Origin of the sequence: Anaerostipes sp. Marseille-Q3525, from assembly GCF_018223505.1 — a bacterium.
GTDB classification, from domain to species: domain Bacteria; phylum Bacillota; class Clostridia; order Lachnospirales; family Lachnospiraceae; genus Anaerostipes; species Anaerostipes amylophilus.
Genome location: NZ_JAGTTT010000024.1, coordinates 1 through 19,586 on the forward strand (window position 1 = coordinate 1; position 19,586 = coordinate 19,586).

Sequence of the window (19,586 nt, forward strand, 5' to 3'; positions counted from 1 at the left end):
AACTGCTGTATGGGCTTGATGTGTGCAGTGGTGTTGTCTCTGTGAAGAATAAGTCTGGGCGGTCTAATGGAAGATCTCCGTATACTTCATCTGTGGATACCTGATGGTAACGTTTTACACCATATTTCTTTGCTGCATCTAATAATACAACGGTTCCTTCTACGTTTGTTCTTACGAAAATAGATGGATTCTCAATAGAACGGTCTACGTGGCTTTCTGCTGCGAAGTTTACGACGATATCAAATTTCTCTTTTTCAAATAAATCCATGATAAATTCACGGTCTGCGATATCCCCTTTGACAAATTTGTAGTTTGGTTTGTCTTCCACTGGTTTTAATGTCTCAAGGTTTCCTGCGTATGTTAATAAATCTAAGTTTACGATCTCATAGTCAGGGTATTTATTTACCATATGATGAACGAAGTTTCCACCGATAAATCCGGCTCCTCCGGTTACTAATATTTTCATGTTCTTCTCCTTATTTATCTAAAAATTTTCCTGCCATAACATCCATTAAATACTGTCCATACTGGTTTTTCTTTAATGGTTCGATATCTTTTAATAACTGGTCTTTTGTGATCCAATGATTTAAGTATGCGATCTCTTCTAGGCATGCAATCTTACGATGCTGGTGAGTTTCCACTGTTTTTACGAAGTTTGTTGCTTCCACCAAAGACTCATGTGTTCCTGTATCTAACCATGTGAATCCCTGTCCAAGTAATTCAACATCTAACTGTCCATTTTCCAGATAGATCTTATTTAAATCTGTGATTTCTAATTCTCCTCTGGCAGATGGTGTTAACTGTTTTGCATATTTTACAACGTTATTATCGTAGAAATATAATCCTGTGACACAATAGTTTGATTTTGGTTTTTCCGGTTTTTCTTCGATGGATACTGCTTTTCCATCAGGATCAAACTCTACGATTCCGAAACGTTCTGGATCATCAACATAATATCCAAAGACTGTTGCACCTTCTTTTTTATTTGCCGCACGTAAGAGACGTTTCTTTAATCCGTGTCCGTGGAAAATGTTATCTCCAAGAACCATAGCTACGCTGTCATCTCCGATAAAGTCTTCTCCGATCACAAATGCCTGAGCAAGTCCGTCTGGGGATGGCTGTACGGCGTATGATAAGTTCACTCCAAACTGATGTCCGTCTCCTAATAAAGACTCAAATCTTGGTGTGTCACTTGGTGTGGAAATGATCAGAATATCGCGGATTCCTGCATTCATTAATACAGATAATGGATAGTAGATCATTGGTTTATCATAAATTGGCAATAACTGTTTGGATGTTACCATTGTTAATGGGTACAGTCTGGTACCGGAACCTCCGGCAAGAATAATTCCCTTCATTTGTCTTCCCTTTCTCCCTCTGGGTGCTTCTTAAAACTTAAATGTATCTTTTAACCCCTTCCATTTCTGATCTTTTTCAGAAATGATCAGGTCAACTCCTTCTTCTAATGGCCATTCAACTCCGATTTCTGGATCGTTCCATGCAAGTCCACCTTCGTCTCCTGGATGGTAGAAGTCTGTGCATTTGTAGCAGAATTCTGCTTCATCGGATAATACTAAGAATCCATGTGCAAATCCTTCTGGGATGTAGAACTGTTTCATATTTTCTGCGGATAATTCAACACCGAACCATTTTCCATAAGTTTTGGAATCGGATCTTAAGTCAACTGCTACGTCAAATACTTTTCCTCTTACTACACGTACTAATTTTCCCTGTGGAAACTGTTTCTGGAAATGTAATCCACGAAGTACGCCTCTTGTTGACATAGACTGGTTATCCTGAACGAATACCATATCAAGTCCTGCTTCTTTCATGTCGTTCTGGTTGTATGTTTCTACGAAATATCCTCTCTCATCTTTAAATACTGTTGGTTCGATAACGTAAAGTCCTTCAATGTCGCAAGGTGTTACTGTAATTTTTCCCATGATGTTTTCTCCTTTTTTGAATTTAATCTTCGATTTATTTTAATAGTCAATCTCTTTTAAGTATCTGCTTAAGGCATCCTGCCATGTTGGTAATGGTTGAAATCCATTGGCTGTCAGTTTGCTTTTGTCCATTCTACTGTTGGATGGACGTTTTGCTTTGGCTGGGTATTCATCACTGCTGACCGGTGCAACGGATACATCCATTCCTGCTTGTTTGAAGATTTCACAGGCAAATTCATACCATGTGCAAAGTCCTTCATTTGTTGCGTGATATCTTCCATATTTGTCTGTCTGGATCATATCGACTAACAATCTTGCAAGGTCATATGTATAAGTTGGTGAACCTGTCTGGTCATTTACAACGGTTAAATGATCATGTGTCTTTCCAAGATTTAACATTGTTTTGATGAAGTTCTTTCCATTCACTCCAAATACCCATGCGATACGGACTGTGAAAAACTTCTTCACATGTTCTTCGATGGCAAGTTCCCCTTCGTATTTTGTCTGTCCATAGACATTTAAAGGTTCTCTCTCATCATCTGGTTCCCAAGGTCTTTCCCCCTGCCCGTTAAATACATAGTCTGTGCTGATATACATCATTTTAATATCTAATTCTTCACAGACTTTTGCGATATTTTCTGTTCCCTGTGCATTAACTTTTCTACAAATTTCTTCGTTGTCTTCTGCTGCATCAACGGCTGTGTATGCTGCACAGTGGATCACTGCATCTGGTGCTGCTTCTTTGATCACTTTATTTACCTGGTCAGCATCTGTGATATCCATTTCATCGATATCCACACCAATTCCTTCAAGTCCCTGTTTTTCTAGTTCGTTCATTACGTCGTAGCCAAGCTGTCCTTTGACTCCTGTTACAAAAACTCTCATAACTCCTCCTTTATGATGTTATATATCTTACATATACATTTCATTATCATTCGCTTCTTATGGTTGACATATAAAAATTCCGGCAGATTTTGTGATCTTGATCACACCTTTCGCTGCCATCTTCTTTCTTACAAAATCTTTAAATTCTAAATAACGATGGTTTAAATATTCATGCTGATTTCCATGGCAGGATAAAATGTAGGAAATAAGCGGTTCTGGCTGGTCAACTAATAATTCATCTTTGTAGTCGACTTCTTTTACTTGTGAGAATACTTTTTTTAATTGTTCTTCTCCATTTTCAAGACCAAAGACATCATATAATTTGTGATCAGAAAGTGTGATCCTTTCATCAAAATCTTTGATCAGCTGTGTGATCTCCTGCATGTGACTGCTTCCATAAGTACTGCAGATAAATGTTCCTTCTGGTTTTAGAACTCTTTTGATTTCTTTCAGTGCTTCCTGCCGGTCTTCTAAATAAAATAATACATGATTTGCGATTACTTTATCAAAACTTTGATCGTCTTTTGGAATCTTTCTGCAGTCAATCATCTGGTAAAAAATCTGTCCATTTCCATCTCCGACGTATTTTCTGGCATCTTTTACCATACCTTGTGACTGGTCAGATAAGGTAACATGAACATCTTCTGGAAGTTTTTTATTCTTCCATAACTCTCCTGTTCCACATCCTAATTCTAGTACTTCGTCTTTTTCTTTTAAGTTTAACTGCTCGTAAATCCAGTCAAACCATGGCTGTGGATTTTGTGAATATTTTTGATGAAGTCCGATACGGATATCTAGATTTGATGCATTTTTATATTGTTCTACTAATCCTTTTTCCAGATTGGTTACATGGAGAAGATTCATCATCTGTGTCCAGTCAATTTTCTCTTCATTTGCCATCTTTTGTTCCATCTCTTCTAAGGATTGTTCTACCAGTTTCAAATGTTCCATCTTCTTTTGTACAAGATATAACTGCAAGCTGATTGATTCTTTGATAAAATCCTGGTCTTCATCGTTGATCGTCATCGTCATGATCTCTTCTAAGGAAAATCCGAGGTATTTTAATGACAAAATCTTTTGTAATTTGGCAAAATCGGCATCAGTGTAGAGACGGTATCCGTTGTCTGCGACTTTACTTGGCTTTAAGATGCCTTGACGGTCGTAGTAGCGGATCGTTCTTAGGGTTACATTGGCTTTTTTTGCAAATTCGCCGGATGTGTAGTAGCCGTCTTTTGTCATTGTCGTCCTCCTTTGGTTTTCTCTTTATAACGTTATCATAAAGGGTGACGTAAGGGAAGTGTCAATAGGAAATTTTAATTTGTGGTTGGTTGGCCAACTGGAGTCTTTCTGTATATGATAAAAAATAAATAATAGTCTGGAAAAGCAGCTAGAGAATTTTGCACACGTTTTTTACCGATCGCTTATCCGCTGGCTTTCCTTGCAAAACTCGCCTTCAAAGGTACTCAAATTGATACTATTTGAGGCTCAAACATTGCACCAAGCCAGCTGCGAATCGTTAAAAAACGTGGCAAAATTCTAATGCTGCTTTTCCAGACTATTATTTATTTTTTATCATATACCTGAAGATTATAGTGCTGAACCCACAATATGGTGGAAATTCTAGAAGGTGTGTATGGAGAATGGTATTGGTTGCGAAAGTACTTTCTATTTCATCCACTTCACGTGACTTTTCATTTAATAATTTATATACTTTAATTAATTCGTTATTATTTTAGATTTCAAGGAGGTTTTTGTTTATGCTTGATAAGTCTCTTGTTTATAAAGATATTGTGATGTGTCTGCCTTTTGAGGAGTTAAAAACTCTTAAGGTTCCTGTTTTGCCTGATGGTTATTCTTATAAGATGTTTGAGCCTGGGGACGAGGTTGCTTGGGCGAATCTTGAGGTGTTGGTTGGGGAGTTTAATTGTTTTGAGGATGCTTCTGCTTATTTTGCTAAGACTTTTTTAGCTCATGAGGAACTTTTGGCTGACAGGGTTTGTTTTATTGTGAATCCTGAGGGAGAGATTGTTGCTACTACGAGTGCTTGGTTTAAAATGGCTGGGGATGTTCGTTTTCCTTTAATCCATTGGGTGTCTGCTTCTCCTAATGAACAGGGCAAGGGGCTTGGGAGGGCAATTGTTTTGTTTGCTTTGTCTCGTTTTCTTGTTGTTGAACCGGATGCTGATTTTGTTTTTCTTCATACGCATACTTGGGCTTACAAGGCTGTTGGTATGTATCAGAAAATGGGATTTCGGATTACAAAAAAAGCCCTGCCGACTAGCAGGACTGATTTTTCTTGTATAGATGTTTTAAAGGATGTACTTCCTGATTCGATCACTGCTCATCTTCTAGAGGAAGATTAAGATGCTGTCTGGAATCGCAGCCTTCTTCTTGGGATTTTCTTGTATTCTAGTACTTTATTGTATTCATCACTGAACGGCTCTATGATCTGTGTCTTACCCATGATCTGCATTCCTGCTAGTTCTCCGAAACCTTGATATGATTCGTAGATGGCTAGACTTACATTTTCGTTCGTGTACAGACCTCTGAATTTTCGTCCACCTTCGGATAGGAGATAGAAATTGCCGTCGATATAATTGTATTCAATTGGTGTACAGCGGACGATATCATTAGCGGAAGTTGCTAAGGCACAGGTGTTATGTTCTTTGATGAAATTTTCTATGTGTTTTAACAATTTCTCTGGTTCCATGTGTGTTGATGTTTTATCTTTGTTTACCCAATAGTTGATGATCTGTTCTTTTTCATTGTCCATTTTGATTACTTCCTTATACCCATTACGATCAATATTTTTATAAATTTTGCACCTATAACTTAGTACGCTAAAATCTATCAATCCTAATAACCGCATAATATTTCCCTACCATTTCATTCTTAATCTCTTCCTTAATATCCTTCACAATTCTCTCCGGATCATACTCTTTCCCATAAGGCACCACAAGATCAAAAATAACATTCGTATGTGTCGGACCTTTCACCATTCGAAAATCGTGTACTGATAATGTCTTATCATATTTTTCAACAATCTCCAAAACTTCTTTTCTCGTCTCATTTACTTCCGCATCATCCGTCACAACCGGATCCATATGAATCGTTGCTTCGCAGTGGTATTCTTCCATCAGACGCATCTCAATATGATCCATCAGATCATGCACTTCCATCATATCTTTGTTGTACGGAACTTCTGCATGTAAGGAAACAATTCTTCTTCCAGGACCATAATCATGTACTACAATATCATGAACTCCAATAACCATCTTATGATTTAAGACAGTTTCTGTGATCTTTGCGATCAGTTCTGGATCTGGCGATTCTCCTAATAATGGATTTAAAGTATCTTTGATAGATTCATACCCGCCCCATAATACAAAACATGCCACAAAAATTCCTACAATTCCATCAATATTTAGATGAAAATAATGAAAAACTAACATTCCGCCGACAACTGCTGCGGTTGATATACAGTCATTTAAGCTGTCTGCTGCGGTTGCTTTCATTGTCTCTGAATGAATTCTCCATCCGATTCCTTTATTAAATAAATACATCCAAAACTTTAATGCAATTGAAATCGCTAAAATTACATAAGAAATCCATTGTTCCGTAATTACTTCTGGGTGAATCACTTTCTCTACAGATGTTTTAAATAATTCAAATCCCATCATCAGGATCAAAATAGATACCACTAGTCCTGATACATATTCCATCCTTCCATGTCCAAATGGATGATCTTCGTCAGCTGGTTTTCCTGCAATATCAAACCCTACCAATGTAATGATAGAGGATGCTGCATCGGATAAGTTGTTAAATGCATCTGCTGTGATTGAGATCGCACCTGTGATGATCCCTGCAAAAAATTTCGTTGCAAACAGGAAGATATTACAGCAGATTCCTACGATTCCTGCCATCTTTCCATATGCATTTCTTACTTTGCTGTCCTTTATATTTTCTTTGTCTTTAATAAATAGTGATATTAATAAGTTTGTCATAAAAAACTCCATATATAGTGCAAATGGGAGTCCTAAGGACCCCCAATGTGTTTTTTCTTTATGTCTATGAGAATCTTTTACCCCATATATTCCTTTATGCTTCTACGATCTTACCTGCGATTGCAGATGCTGCCGCTGTTTTTGGAGATCCTAAGTAGATTTCTACTTTAGATGTTCCCATTCTTCCTAAGAAGTTACGGTTATTTGTTGCAAGAACACGTTCACCATCTGTCATGATTCCTCCTGCACGTCCGCAGCATAATCCACATCCTGGATGTGTAATGATCGCTCCAGCTTCGGCTAAGATCTTCATATATCCAGCATCGACTGCCTGTTTGTAGATCTTACGACTGGCTGGTGTTACGATCAGTTTTACATAGTCAGCAACTTTCTTTCCTTTTAAGATCTCTGCTGCTACCTTCAGATCTTCTAATCTTCCATTTGTACAAGATCCGATAAATACCTGGTCAAGTTTGGTTCCTTCAACTTCTTTGACCGCTCTGATCTTGTCTACCTGTGATGGACATGCTACCACTGGTACTAAATCTTCTGCTTTGTATGTGATCGTCTGGCAATACTCGGCATCTTCGTCTCCGTATAACCAGTCAACATCTGCTAAATCTACCTGAGAATATTCAGCTGTTTTCTCATCTGGTGCAAAAAGTGCTGCTTTGGCTCCGGCTTCGATTGCCATATTTGACATTGTCATTCTTGCTGCAACGCTCATCTCATCAACGGTACTTCCTGAGAATTCTAGTGCTTTGTATGTAGCTCCTGCTGCAGTTAAATCTCCGATCAGTCGTAAGATGATGTCTTTGGAACTTACATTTTCAGGAAGTTTACCATCGATAACAACTTTAATCGTCTCTGGGACACGTACCCACATTTCACCTGTTCCAAGGATCGCTGCCATCTCTGTGTAACCGATTCCTGAAGAGAAACATCCAACACAACCATAAGTTGTTGTATGAGAGTCTGTTCCGAATACAATATTTCCTGGTTTCGCGTATCCGCATTCTGTCATTAACTGGTGGCAGATTCCGTCACTTCTATGAACGTGTGTCATACCATATTTCTTAGCAAATGCATCACCGATCTTAAAATGTCTGATATCATCTGTTGTACTTGCTGGTACCATGTGATCATAGATCAGTACAACTTTGTCTGGATCCCATAACTTTGTAAATCCCATTTCTTCGAATTTTTCTGCTACAAATGGAATAAAGATATCATGGATCATAACACGATCTACATTAACTGTCTGGATCTGTCCTGGTTTTACACTGTCAACACCAACGTTTCTGCTGATTATCTTTTCAATCATTGTCTGTCCCATATCTTTATTTCACCCCGTTTCTTTTCTTCATGGCTTCTACCAATCCACCTGCGTTGATGATCTCCATTAAGTTATCTGGAAGAGAATGGATTTCATAATCAACACCATTATGTGTGATCTTCTCACCTAATGTAACTTCGATCTCATCGCCTTCTTTGACTACATCCTGAATCTTATCATTCTCGATCAGCAGTAATCCATTGTTGATGGAATTGCGGAAGAAAATACGTGCAAATGATTTGGCAATGACGCATTTTACTTTTAATGCTTTGATGATCTCTGGTGCCTGTTCTCTTGAAGAACCGCAACCAAAGTTGCTTCCTGCTACGATAATATCTCCTTCACCGATCTGTCCTGCTAATTCTGGACGAAGTGGAGAAAATCCGTACTGTTTCATATCTTCTACGGTTGGAAGTGCCAGATATTCTGTTGGAATGATGATATCTGTATCGATATCATCTCCAAGCACCCAAACCTTACCTTTAAACTGTTCCATATCTATTCTATCCTTCTCTCTTAAATCTAGTCTGCTGTTGTGATCTTACCTGCGATCGCTGATGCTGTAACTGTCGCTGCGGATCCTAAATATACATAAGAATCTGGATGTCCGGCACGTCCTTTGAAGTTTCTTGTTCCTGTGGAAATTAAAACTTCATCTTTACCGATGACACCCTGGCAACTTCCCCAGCAAACACTGCAGTTGCAGTTCATAACCATTGCTCCGGATTCCATGAAGATGTCGATCAGACCTTCATCTAATGCCTGTATATAAACTTCATTAGAAGCCGGTGCGATCAAGAATCTTACGCTATCGCTTACTTTCTTTCCTTTTAAGATTTCAGCTGCAACACGTAATTCTTCGATACGTCCGTTATTGCATGATCCTAAGAATGCTTCATCAATCTTCACATCAGCAACTTCTTTGGCATCCACAACGTCATCGATCTGATGAGGTCTTGCAACAACTGGTTTGATCTCATCTAAGTTGATATCATAAACTTTCTCAAATACCGCATCGTCATCACTCTTAAATAAGTTCTCTGCCTTTCTTCCACGGCTTTCTACATATTCTACGACTTTCTCGTCTGGTTCAACGATTCCAGTCTTAGCTCCTGCTTCAACTGCAAGGTTACAAAGAACTAAACGTTCGTCGATATCAAGGTTATGAGCACCTTCTCCAGCAAATTCCATGATCTTGTAGTTGCATCCATTTGCCCCAACCATTCCAATGATAGAAAGCATTAAATCTCTGGCATATACACCTTCTCTTAATTTACCATGCAGGTTAAAACGGATCGTATCTGGAACTAATACCCAAGACTGTCCTGTCACCATCGCATATAAGAAGTCTGTACATCCGATTCCTGTACCGAATGCTCCTAATGCTCCGTATGTACATGTATGAGAGTCTGCACCCATGATAAATTCTCCTGGGCATACATGATTTTCTACCATGATCTGATGACAGACACCTTTTCCTTCGTATAATTTGATCTGATGTTCTTTTGCGAAATTACGCATCTTTCTATGTGCTGCTGCTGTCTTTGGATTCTCTGCAGGCACGTTATGGTCCATGATAAATACCAGTTTGTCCTTATCTGCGATCTTTGGATGCTTTAACTGGTTATGGTACATATCAATTGTCAAATGTGTTGTTCCGTCATTACTCATTAAGCGGTCAACTTCGATCGTATGGATCTCTCCTGCTTTTACCTGATCTACTTTCGCAGCTCTTGCGATAATCTTTTCTCCAATGGTCATTCCCATGTTACTATTCCTCCCCTTCATTTAAGAAATTGATCAATCCGCCGTGATCCAGAATATTCTGCATATATGGTGGCAGTTTGGTACATGGAAGGGTTTCGTTTTCTGTTTTGATCCATCCTTCAGACAGGTTGATATCAATGTCAGCTCCGTCTTCCACTTTATCGTATAAGTCTTTGCTGATGATCACTGGTAATCCAATGTTGATTGAGTTTCTATAGAAGATTCTTGCAAATGATTTGGCAACCACTGCTTTGACACCTAAGGCTTTTAGTACGCTTGGTGCCTGTTCTCTTGAAGATCCACATCCAAAGTTCTCTCCTGCTACAACAATATCTCCTTCTTTTACCTTCTTGGCAAAGTCTTTATCGATTGATTCAAAAGTATATACTTTCATCTCTTCAATATTTGGTAATAACAAATATTGTGACGCAATGATCTGATCTGTATCTACGTCATTATGGAATTTAAATACACGTCCCATTGATCTTCCTCCTGTTTTGTATCTTTTACTTTTAAGGATACTATAAAATAATGTAAGTGTCAAAAGTATAAATTGCGTAGCAATGAAACAATCTGGATACATCAGAGAGTGGCAAAATTTACTTTTGACACTCTCATCATGGTCTGATAACAAAAAAAGAAGGGGCTGTCGCATTAAGCGGCAGTCTTTTTTGCAAAAAAGAATAAGAGCCGGGCTTCGCAAAGCCCGGCTCTTGGTGTAAGATTTAAATATGAACAAAAACAAAATCTTACAGAAAGATTATACCTTATCTTCTCTGTACTATCAAATCAAACTTCCACTGGATCTTGAAATTTTAATCCCAGCAGATGATCCGGTCCGCCTACTGAGTGCTTTTGTGGAGGGAATGGAACTCAGCGATCTTTATAAAACCTATGGAAAGATAAAGAAAAATCAGGCGTCCCCAAGACAACTGTTTAAGATTATCATTTATGCCAGTATGAATCGAATCTATTCTAGCAGAGATATTGAAACTGCATGTCACAGAGATATCAATTTCATGTATCTTTTGGAAGGAAAACCTGTTCCAGATCATGCAACGATCGCTCGTTTTATCTCTCTGCATTTTTCAAAGTGTTCCAAAAATACTCTGGCTGAAGTAAGCAATATTCTTTTAAAAATCGGGGAGATTTCTGGAAAGAGTGTTTTTATCGATGGAACCAAACTTGAATCTGTTGCGAATAAATATACTTTTGTATGGAAAAGATCAGTCACAAAAAACTGTCAGAAACTGTTTGAAAAGATCTCAGACCTGATCCGTGAATGCGAAGTACTTTATGGGATTCAGATCGTTTATCATGATCAGATCTCTCTGCATACTTTAAAAAGGATGAGAAAGAAACTTTATCGGATAAAAAAACAAGAGGATATTTCATTTGTTCATGGAAAAGGAAAACGTAAAACACCATTACAGCGGTCGATAGAAACATTGGAATCATATATTCAAAAACTAAAAGAATATATAAAAAAGATCCATTTATGTGGAACCCGGAACAGTTATTCAAAAACAGATCCTGATGCAACATTTATGCGTATGAAAGAAGATGCCATGATGAATGGACAGTTAAAGCCTGCATATAATCTACAGCATGGTGTCGATTCAGAATATATCACATGGATCGATATCAGTGCCAAACCAACAGATACTGGAACACTGATCCCATTTCTAAAAGATATGGAAAAACATCTTTCCTTTCGATATCAGGAGATTGTTGCAGATGCAGGATATGAAAGTGAAGAGAATTATCTGTTTTTAGAGAAAAATGGGCAGTCATCTTTTATCAAACCCATGAATTATGAGATTTCAAAAACACGAAAATATAAAAAAGATATCGGGAAAATGGAAAACATGGAATATGATCCTGAAAAAGACAGTTATCGTTGTCAAAACAGGAAAATGCTAACAGTCCAATATCAGAGAAAACAAAAGACAGAAACTGGATATCTCCGGACGGTGACTGTTTATCAATGCCATGAATGTAAAGGATGTCCGTTCAAAGAAAAGTGTATCAAGGGGAATAACTGTAAGACTCCGATGGAAAAAAGAGAAAAAAGACTCTATGTATCAAAAGTGATGAAACAAAAACGGGAAGAAAATGTAAAAAGGATCATCAGCGAATATGGTAACCAGTTGAGGATGAACCGAAGTATACAGGCAGAAGGCTCATTTGCGAACGTAAAAGAAGATATGAATTTTCGAAGATATCTTTATAGAGGGAAAGAAAATGTGACTGCACAAAGTGTGATCCTTGCAATCGGATATAATATAAATAAGCTACATCATAAGATACAGAATGGCCGAACAGGACAACATCTGTTTGCGTTAAAGAAATAAGAATTTTTGAAAGTTCAAAATATAATTGCTATTTTTCTTCTAAATCTTTAGAAGGTATATTAAAGTACGCTATTTTTAAATTTTTATAAGTATAATGATTAGCGTTTGTTAAAAAACGTTAAAAAGATGCTGCCGCATCTATGATTTATTTAATCATTAATGCGACAGCCCCCTCTTTATCTTCTGATTCCGTATAATTTCATCAATATTCTGCGAAATGGTATCAAATGCAGCCAGATATGCTCAAAAAACTCCCACCAGAAATCTCCTGGTGAGATCCATTTACCTTTTCTCTTTACTTTGATAATGATCGCAAAGACCTGTTCTTTATCAATTGGACCTTCCATCTCTGTCTGTGCATCCCCAATGATAAATAACTTTTCTTTTTTATTGATATGATGGATTCTGTGCATCACATATGCTCCGTCATTTCTCTGAAAAAACACCATATCTCCAACTTTTAATTCTCTTTCTGGCTTCCTCATCAAAATATAATCTCTCTGATGGATCAGAAATGGATTCATGCTACTCCCACTGATCATCATACTGACTTCTTTTCCTTCTTCCACCAGTTCTTTTAATACTGGAATATAAACATCATTTGCTATCTTTCTCATTCATCCAATACCAATCCACGCTCATACAAGGCACTTACAAAACCTATGACATCTCTTGTTGCCGTTTCCCTGTCTACTTCAAATTCGTCCATGATCTTATCAACTAATATCTCGCTTGATTCAGACTCATCCAAATTCTTCCAGATAAATGCTGCTACTTCATTTAATGTGATCATTCCATTAAACTGCTGAGTTGCGGCTCCTGTTGGTACAAGAATTACTTCGCCTGCAATATCACGAAGCATAAAATCTGTATTTCGTTTCATATGCTCCTCCGTTCCATTCCCATTTTGATTATCCTTATTTTATTATATAACTTCAAAAAAAGAAAGACTTGTCTCATAAATTACCGATAAATAATAAATAATAAATAATATTTTAGTTCTTCATAGTGGATCGCATCTTTGAACTTTTTGATCAAAATAAAGTAGTATACATTAAAGTTTACTCCAAATAAGATCATAAAAACTGCGATCAAGTATTGTATGTATGGTGAGTAAGCTGCACCTTGCCAGTGCTTCTACATCTGTCAAAATACTTGATCCTGTTGTGGTAAATCCTGAATCTGTCTCAAACATCGCATCAACCACTGATGGAATATCTCCATTGATCACAAATGGCATTGCTCCAAAAAAACTCATTACGATCCAACTGATCGCAACAGTCAAAAATCCTTCTTTTGCATAATAAACTGTCTTCTCATCAATAATGGAAATGTCATGGTTTTCTCCACTTAATTCCTCAACAAGTGTAGAACCAATTCTACCACACCCAACAATGATAATATTCATTTTTTTACCGTCAATTCATTAACACTTTCTTAACAAATTTTTATACTTTTTTTAATACTTGTCCTATTCTAACACAGTCAGTCAAAAATTACAATTTATCTTCTATTAATAGTGTGTCTGTCCTTTGTTTCTTCGTAATACGATCTCTGATTCCCTGCATTCTCTCATCGAGGGCTGCACTTTGTCTTGTACAGTCATAGAGTTCTTCCTGAATGATTTCTACTTCTTCACTGGACAACTCTTTCTTATACCTCATTTTATGGTCAAGGCTTGCCCAGAAATCCATTGCTATTGTTCGAAATTGTACTTCAACGTTAACCATCTTCTTTTCATTTTGTAAAAAGATTGGTACTTGTATGATCAAATGCAGGCTTCGATAACCACTTGGTTTTGGATTCTTGATATAGTCTTTTCGCTCGATCAATGTAATATCATCCTGTTTTAAGAAACTCTCTGCTAATTGATAAATATCATCTGGAAATGAACAGATAACTCTTACTCCTGCTATATCTTTTAAATTTTTCTCAATAGCTTGCAGATTTAAAGGAATATTTTTTCTTCGGATCTTCTTTAAAATACTGTCATACGATTTAACTCTTGTCTTAATGCTTTCAATCGGATTATTGTCGTATTCTAGAGATAGTTCATGGTTTAATACCCTGAATTTTGTTTCAACTTCCATGATCGCACATTCATAGTATGACATTAAAAGATCAAAGGGTTTCCTATTTTGATGCATAAAATTTAGAAATTCATCGGATAAAAGGCTTTGTCTTACAAACTCCTCTCTTCTTGCATCTAATAAAGCTTTTCCCTGCTTTTTTAACTCATCGATTATCATACTGTATTTCGACTCCTTTTTTATTTAATAGTTTGATTTTATCACTCTTTTCCTTGATCTTTCAATATTTTCCATCATTTATAGCATAGAAAATCCAAGAACAACGATTCCAAGGATCACAAGAATGATTCCTGTTGCCCTGTTTAATGTTTCTGGGGTCGCTTTATTTGCAAATCTTGCTGCGATCCTTGCCCAGATCAGGGTAAATGCAACACATAAGATAAACACCGTCCAGTCTGGTGCCCCACCGATCATAAAGTGGGATGCGGCTCCTGTAAATGCGGTAAATGCCATAATAAAGACGCTGGTTCCTACCGCTGTTTTTAACTCATATCCTAATACGCTTGTTAAGATCAGTAACATCATCATTCCACCACCAGCGCCGACAAATCCACAGATCAGTCCGATCATCATTCCACAAATGATGGATTGAATTGCTCGTTTCTTTGCTGAAACGCCTTGCATGGCTTCTTTTGTTGTCATAACTGGCTTTACGATAAATTTAATTCCTAATAGCAATGTCATAAAAACTGAGAAATTTCCCATTGTTGCTGCGGGCAAAAGGCTTGCGATATAGCTTCCTGCGACTGTAAACAGTAATACCGTTACCATCATGATCATTCCATTTTTGATATCAAGATTCTTATTTTTCCCATAAATATAAGCTGAAACTGCACTTGCCAGTACATCGGATGATAATGCGATTCCTACAGCCATATATGGATTCATCTTAAGAAATGTAATTAACATCGGACTGATCACTGCTGCTGCACTCATCCCCGCAAACCCAGTTCCAAGTCCTGCTCCCATTCCTGCAAAAAATGTTACTATGATCGTTAATAATATATTCATCTTAGTTCCCACCTTTCAAAATGTCATCTAGATTTTTATCCATTGTTTTCATCACTTTGATAAAAATTTCTTTTTCTTTTTGTGTTATATTATCAAACAAATGATCTACAAATTCTTGTTGTAACTGTTGTCCTTCCCTGATCACTGGCTGTGCTTTTGTCGTACAGACCAGTTTTGTCTTTCTCCGATCTCCTTCAATCGCTTCTCTCTTTAAGTATCCTTCCTTTACTAGTTTGTCCACGTTAATCGATACAAGATTTGCTTTGATATTTCTAACCTTAACGATATCTCTTGCTGTCTGATACTGCAGATTGTTTCCTAAAAACATTAGAATATCAAAAGCTGTCTGTGGTAATTTTAACTTTTTGCATAATGGCTTACATGCATCGTTATATACTTCTAAGAGTTTTCTTGGAAATTCTATATTGATCTTCATTTATTTTTCCTTTCTTTATGTTTAGTTCATATTTGAACTATTCATTTTTGATTTATTATAACAGATTTTATTGCGATTTTAAATATTTCTCATAAATTTTCTGTAACATAAAAACAGGTGGAAATGAATTTTTCTACTCATTTCCACCTGTTTTATCTGTTGTTTATCCTATTTCTATCTTCTCTTCAATCTTTGCTTCTCTCTTCTTCCAGCTGATAAATCCGTACATATCATTTAGGAAAAAGATCATGAAATTTACTACCACTGGAAAATATGACGGATCTTTGATAGATGCCATAACCCACAAAATAATCAATACAATATCGTTTGACGCATATCCCAGTGCATAATAAGAAGATCATTAGAATCTGTGCCCATACATTACCTTTTGCTGCAAAGATCAAAGATGTTGCTCCAATTAATGCTGCAGTCAATGTTAATATATCTATTTCCCCTGTCATTATATTTGAGATCACTACGATCAGTAATGATCCCAGCCATAAGATCAATCTATTCTATACGAATTTTTATCAAATAACAAGGATTTACACTATAAAAGAAGATTCTCACATTTCTATTTTACATACATACCATGATAATATAAATAAGAAAAGGAGAATATCGATGGATCGATGTTGTTGTAACCAACCGTCTGAAATAAAAAATCATGGACATCGCCATGGCGGTATCGATTCTATGCCTGTTGCAATGCAGTATGTTCCTTGGCAGCATTGGAATCAGATCTATAGTCCAGAAGAGGGATTAAAATGCGGAACAATCTTTCCAGAATTAAATAAACCATTTTATGGGAAAGGGGCGTGCAGATAATGAATCAGTATGATAAGAAAAAACTATTAAACTATATTGATACAGTTAGCTTTGCCCTGATCGATACAACCTTGTATCTGGATACTCATCCAAATGATCAGAAAGCAATCAACCATTTTAATCAATACCAGAAAGCAAGAAAACAGGCGCTAAAAGAATATGCCAGAAATTTTGAACCATTAACGATCGATAGTGCTGACATTGACGATCACTTTACATGGGCAACTGATTCCTGGCCATGGATGAAGAAGGGAGGATGCTAGTATGTGGAATTATGAGAAGCGACTGGAATTTCCTGTAAATATCAAACGAACTGATCCTGCAATGGCCCAGCTGATCATTACACAGTATGGCGGTCCTGATGGAGAACTCGGAGCCTCCCTGAGATATCTTTCACAGAGATTTGCAATGCCTTATAAAAATGTATGTGGAGTATTAACTGATGTCGGAACCGAGGAATTAGCTCATTTGGAAATGATCTGTACCATCGTGCATCAGTTAACAAGAGATTTAACACCAGAACAAATTAAAAAATCTGGATTCGGAGCTTACTATGTAGACCACACAGCAGGTGCATGGCCACAGGCAGCAAGCGGAATGCCTTTTAGCGCAACTACTTTCCAGTCTGTCGGAGATCCGATCACCGATCTAAGCGAAGACCTTGCTGCAGAGCAAAAAGCTCGAACAACTTATGATAACCTGTTAAGAGTTATTGACGATCCTGATGTCAAAGAACCATTGAAGTTCTTAAGAGCCAGAGAGATCGTGCATTTTCAGAGATTTGGAGAAGCTTTGAGAAATGTACAGGATCATTTGGATAGTAAGAATTTCTATGCGATAAATCCTGCTTTTGATTGTAAGAAATTTTAATTTGTGTGGTGGTTGGCCAACTGTAGATTTCGAGTATATGATAAAAAATAAATAAACGATCAGAATTTTTAATGTTATTCTCTACATGGCAGTGATAAGTGATTTTGTGGTTGTTATTTTGTGGTGATTTAACAATACTACTTTTTGGATCAATTATCTACTGCCTTTTTTAATTAAAAGAAAAACTGCGCCACAGCCTTGGCAGGCCATCGCACAGCGATTTAGTTCAATCAGAATTTAATCATTAAGACTTTTTGCTCTTTCAAATTCTTCTACCATAACCTCACTAGGTTCTTCCGTACAAAGACTAACCACGATGATCAGAATAGAAGAAACGATAAATGCTGGTAATAAGCAATAAATTTCAAAAATACCACCTAATTTAGCTAAAGTAAATGGCCATACCAGTGCAATGATACCACCACTTAACATTCCAGCGATCGCACCTTTTAGGTTTGTTCTCTTCCAGAATAATGCGAACAGTGTTAATGGACCAAATGCTCCACCGAATCCTGCCCATGCGTTTTCTACTAATCCGAAAACAGAGCTGTTCTCATCCATCGCAATAAAAATACCGATCAACGCGATCACGATTGTTGTGATTCTTGAGATCAACAGTACTTTTTCTTCGGACATCTCTTTCTTAAATAATCCCTGGAATAAGTTCTTAGATACACAGGATGATGCGATCAACAGCTGTGAATCTGATGTACTCATTGTTGCAGCAAGAATTCCTGAAAGGATGATTCCTGCCATAAATAATGGAATCAGTCCTTTAAATAAGTGAGTTGTCATATAAATAAAGATTCTCTGGTTTCCATTTCCAGCTAATTCTGCTACATTTGGATATAGTGCTGCTCCTGTAAATCCGATACATACGGCTACACTTAATGAAATCAGTACCCAGATCATTGCGATATTTCTTGATTTCTTTACTTCCTGTGGGTCACGGATTGCCATAAATCTTACGAGAATATGTGGCATACCAAAGTATCCAAGTCCCCATGCAAGTCCTGACAAGATTGGAATGCTACCCTGTGATACTGCATTTCCTGTTGCTGGGTCATGATATTTCATGATATCAAAAAATCCATCTAATGCCTGACCATGTGCAACGACATTCGCTACTCCATCTGCGTTGACTATTCCAACGATCAGCACGATCACGATTGCAAATGACATTAATAATCCCTGAATCAAGTCTGTTGTACTTGCTGCTAGAAATCCACCCATAGATGTATATAATACGATAACGATCGCACAGACGATCATACTCTTCTGGTAGTTTAATCCAAATACAGAGTTAAATAGTGTACCGCATGCAGCAAATCCTGATGCTGTGTATACTGTAAAGAAAATAAGGATCATGATCGCAGAGATACTGCTTAAGATCTTCTTATCATCTTTGAAACGGTTACTGAAAAAATCTGGTACTGTGATCGCATTATCTGCAACTTCTGTGTAATGACGTAATCTCTTTGCCACAATCTTCCAATTTAAGTATGTACCAAGGATCAATCCGATAGCTGTCCATCCTGCCTGGCTGAATCCTGTTGCGTATGCAAGTCCTGGTAATCCCATTAACAGCCAGCTACTCATATCTGATGCTTCTGCGCTCATTGCAGTAACCCATGGTCCAAGTCCTCGTCCTCCAAGGAAATAGTCTTCGGATGTCTTCGTCTTTCTGCTGTAAAAGACACCAATCCAGACAACTATTGCCATATAGAGAACCATTGCGATCAATATTGGTAATTTCATATGAATTCTCCTCTTCTTTATGTGTGTTTATCTTCATGATCATAGTCTTATTTGACCCAATTTTTGACATGATTGTCTATTTTATCACATTCTTTAGATTGGTTCAAGAAAAAGACAATTATTCAACACGCTCAGGCATGACAACCGCTGCCACAATATATAATAGCAATCCTGTTCCTGTCGTGCATAATGCTGCTGTAAAAATTCGTATTAGTGTTGGATCTACATCAAAATATTCTGCCAGACCTCCACATACACCAAATAAAAAGCGGCCTTTTCTTGATTTATATAATGTTTTTTTCAT

24 protein-coding genes are annotated in these 19,586 nt (G+C 37.2%); 5 read left to right on the forward strand and 19 right to left on the reverse strand.

Translation table 11 applies throughout. The annotated features are described in order from the left end of the window. From KE503_RS10835 to KE503_RS10855, 5 genes are all read right to left on the reverse strand, one after another. Positions 1-466: dTDP-glucose 4,6-dehydratase (locus KE503_RS10835; protein ID WP_212385215.1), on the reverse strand; the 466-nt coding region annotated here is incomplete at its 3' end. Between the two features lie 10 nt (positions 467-476). After that, positions 477-1,358 carry a glucose-1-phosphate thymidylyltransferase RfbA gene (gene rfbA, locus KE503_RS10840; RefSeq protein ID WP_055197360.1) on the reverse strand — a complete coding sequence of 294 codons (882 nt, stop codon included), beginning with the start codon at positions 1,356-1,358 and terminating at the stop codon, positions 477-479. 30 nt (positions 1,359-1,388) lie between these two features. Continuing rightward, a complete protein-coding gene (gene rfbC / locus KE503_RS10845; RefSeq protein WP_009265363.1) occupies positions 1,389-1,943 on the reverse strand; it encodes a dTDP-4-dehydrorhamnose 3,5-epimerase in 555 nt (184 codons plus the stop codon). A gap of 39 nt (positions 1,944-1,982) precedes the next feature. Continuing rightward, complete coding sequence (gene rfbD, locus KE503_RS10850; RefSeq protein ID WP_117944607.1) at positions 1,983-2,828, reverse strand: dTDP-4-dehydrorhamnose reductase; 846 nt, start codon at positions 2,826-2,828, stop codon at positions 1,983-1,985. A 57-nt stretch (positions 2,829-2,885) separates the two neighbouring features. Then, positions 2,886-4,067 carry a MerR family transcriptional regulator gene (locus tag KE503_RS10855; protein WP_212385216.1) on the reverse strand — a complete coding sequence of 394 codons (1,182 nt, stop codon included), beginning with the start codon at positions 4,065-4,067 and terminating at the stop codon, positions 2,886-2,888. Positions 4,068-4,585: 518 nt separating this feature from the next. Here KE503_RS10855 and KE503_RS10860 point away from each other — a divergent pair. Continuing rightward, positions 4,586-5,191: a GNAT family N-acetyltransferase gene (locus KE503_RS10860; protein ID WP_212385217.1), complete on the forward strand. Its 606-nt coding sequence runs from the start codon at positions 4,586-4,588 to the stop codon at positions 5,189-5,191. On the opposite strand, the gene KE503_RS10865 is transcribed toward KE503_RS10860, so the two are convergent. From KE503_RS10865 to KE503_RS10890, 6 genes are all read right to left on the reverse strand, one after another. Then, positions 5,188-5,601 carry a pyridoxamine 5'-phosphate oxidase family protein gene (locus KE503_RS10865; protein WP_212385218.1) on the reverse strand — a complete coding sequence of 138 codons (414 nt, stop codon included), beginning with the start codon at positions 5,599-5,601 and terminating at the stop codon, positions 5,188-5,190. The two genes, KE503_RS10860 and KE503_RS10865, sit on opposite strands and share 4 nt — an antisense overlap. Before the next feature lie 67 nt (positions 5,602-5,668). Further along, positions 5,669-6,844, reverse strand: a complete 1,176-nt coding sequence (locus tag KE503_RS10870; RefSeq protein WP_081020059.1) for a cation diffusion facilitator family transporter — start codon at positions 6,842-6,844, stop codon at positions 5,669-5,671. Positions 6,845-6,926: 82 nt separating this feature from the next. Continuing rightward, positions 6,927-8,168, reverse strand: a complete 1,242-nt coding sequence (locus KE503_RS10875) for a 3-isopropylmalate dehydratase large subunit (protein ID WP_055197350.1) — start codon at positions 8,166-8,168, stop codon at positions 6,927-6,929. Between the two features lie 4 nt (positions 8,169-8,172). Further along, positions 8,173-8,664 carry a LeuD/DmdB family oxidoreductase small subunit gene (locus tag KE503_RS10880; protein ID WP_055197348.1) on the reverse strand — a complete coding sequence of 164 codons (492 nt, stop codon included), beginning with the start codon at positions 8,662-8,664 and terminating at the stop codon, positions 8,173-8,175. A gap of 26 nt (positions 8,665-8,690) precedes the next feature. Further along, complete coding sequence (locus KE503_RS10885) at positions 8,691-9,935, reverse strand: 3-isopropylmalate dehydratase large subunit (protein ID WP_055197345.1); 1,245 nt, start codon at positions 9,933-9,935, stop codon at positions 8,691-8,693. Between the two features lie 4 nt (positions 9,936-9,939). After that, the gene (locus tag KE503_RS10890) at positions 9,940-10,416 is read right to left on the reverse strand and encodes a LeuD/DmdB family oxidoreductase small subunit (protein WP_022374443.1); all 477 of its coding nucleotides are present in this window, start codon (positions 10,414-10,416) and stop codon (positions 9,940-9,942) included. Positions 10,417-10,666: 250 nt separating this feature from the next. Between KE503_RS10890 and KE503_RS10895 the strand changes: the two genes are divergently transcribed. Next, positions 10,667-12,289, forward strand: coding sequence for an IS1182 family transposase (locus tag KE503_RS10895; protein WP_212385219.1), 1,623 nt, complete (start codon positions 10,667-10,669; stop codon positions 12,287-12,289). A gap of 176 nt (positions 12,290-12,465) precedes the next feature. On the opposite strand, the gene KE503_RS10900 is transcribed toward KE503_RS10895, so the two are convergent. From KE503_RS10900 to KE503_RS10925, 6 genes are all read right to left on the reverse strand, one after another. Next, positions 12,466-12,906, reverse strand: coding sequence for a S24/S26 family peptidase (locus KE503_RS10900; protein ID WP_022374444.1), 441 nt, complete (start codon positions 12,904-12,906; stop codon positions 12,466-12,468). Next, entirely contained in the window at positions 12,903-13,172 is a 270-nt protein-coding gene (locus tag KE503_RS10905; protein ID WP_147604708.1) for a PqqD family protein, read from the reverse strand. The genes KE503_RS10900 and KE503_RS10905 overlap by 4 nt, the downstream gene beginning before the upstream one ends. 171 nt (positions 13,173-13,343) lie before the next feature. Next, complete coding sequence (locus KE503_RS10910; RefSeq protein WP_330621991.1) at positions 13,344-13,697, reverse strand: NAD-binding protein; 354 nt, start codon at positions 13,695-13,697, stop codon at positions 13,344-13,346. 88 nt (positions 13,698-13,785) lie between these two features. Then, positions 13,786-14,538, reverse strand: coding sequence for a GTP pyrophosphokinase (locus KE503_RS10915; RefSeq protein WP_212385220.1), 753 nt, complete (start codon positions 14,536-14,538; stop codon positions 13,786-13,788). A gap of 78 nt (positions 14,539-14,616) precedes the next feature. Beyond that, positions 14,617-15,390 carry a sulfite exporter TauE/SafE family protein gene (locus KE503_RS10920; RefSeq protein ID WP_022374448.1) on the reverse strand — a complete coding sequence of 258 codons (774 nt, stop codon included), beginning with the start codon at positions 15,388-15,390 and terminating at the stop codon, positions 14,617-14,619. Between the two features lies 1 nt (position 15,391). Further along, positions 15,392-15,826 carry a MarR family winged helix-turn-helix transcriptional regulator gene (locus KE503_RS10925; RefSeq protein ID WP_022374449.1) on the reverse strand — a complete coding sequence of 145 codons (435 nt, stop codon included), beginning with the start codon at positions 15,824-15,826 and terminating at the stop codon, positions 15,392-15,394. A 624-nt stretch (positions 15,827-16,450) separates the two neighbouring features. Here KE503_RS10925 and KE503_RS10930 point away from each other — a divergent pair. The 3 genes from KE503_RS10930 to KE503_RS10940 are packed head-to-tail and all read left to right on the forward strand — an operon-like array spanning position 16,451 to position 17,524. Beyond that, complete coding sequence (locus tag KE503_RS10930; RefSeq protein WP_055197337.1) at positions 16,451-16,654, forward strand: spore coat associated protein CotJA; 204 nt, start codon at positions 16,451-16,453, stop codon at positions 16,652-16,654. Further along, the gene (locus tag KE503_RS10935; RefSeq protein ID WP_022374451.1) at positions 16,654-16,917 is read left to right on the forward strand and encodes a spore coat protein CotJB; all 264 of its coding nucleotides are present in this window, start codon (positions 16,654-16,656) and stop codon (positions 16,915-16,917) included. The genes KE503_RS10930 and KE503_RS10935 overlap by 1 nt, the downstream gene beginning before the upstream one ends. Before the next feature lies 1 nt (position 16,918). Beyond that, positions 16,919-17,524 carry a manganese catalase family protein gene (locus KE503_RS10940; protein WP_212385221.1) on the forward strand — a complete coding sequence of 202 codons (606 nt, stop codon included), beginning with the start codon at positions 16,919-16,921 and terminating at the stop codon, positions 17,522-17,524. Between the two features lie 237 nt (positions 17,525-17,761). Here KE503_RS10940 and putP read toward each other — a convergent pair whose 3' ends face one another. Both putP and KE503_RS10950 read right to left on the reverse strand, forming a co-directional pair. Further along, a complete protein-coding gene (gene putP / locus KE503_RS10945; protein ID WP_117944599.1) occupies positions 17,762-19,282 on the reverse strand; it encodes a sodium/proline symporter PutP in 1,521 nt (506 codons plus the stop codon). 118 nt (positions 19,283-19,400) lie between these two features. Continuing rightward, positions 19,401-19,586 (reverse strand): PspC domain-containing protein, encoded by a 186-nt coding sequence (locus KE503_RS10950; protein ID WP_212385222.1) that lies wholly within the window; start codon positions 19,584-19,586, stop codon positions 19,401-19,403.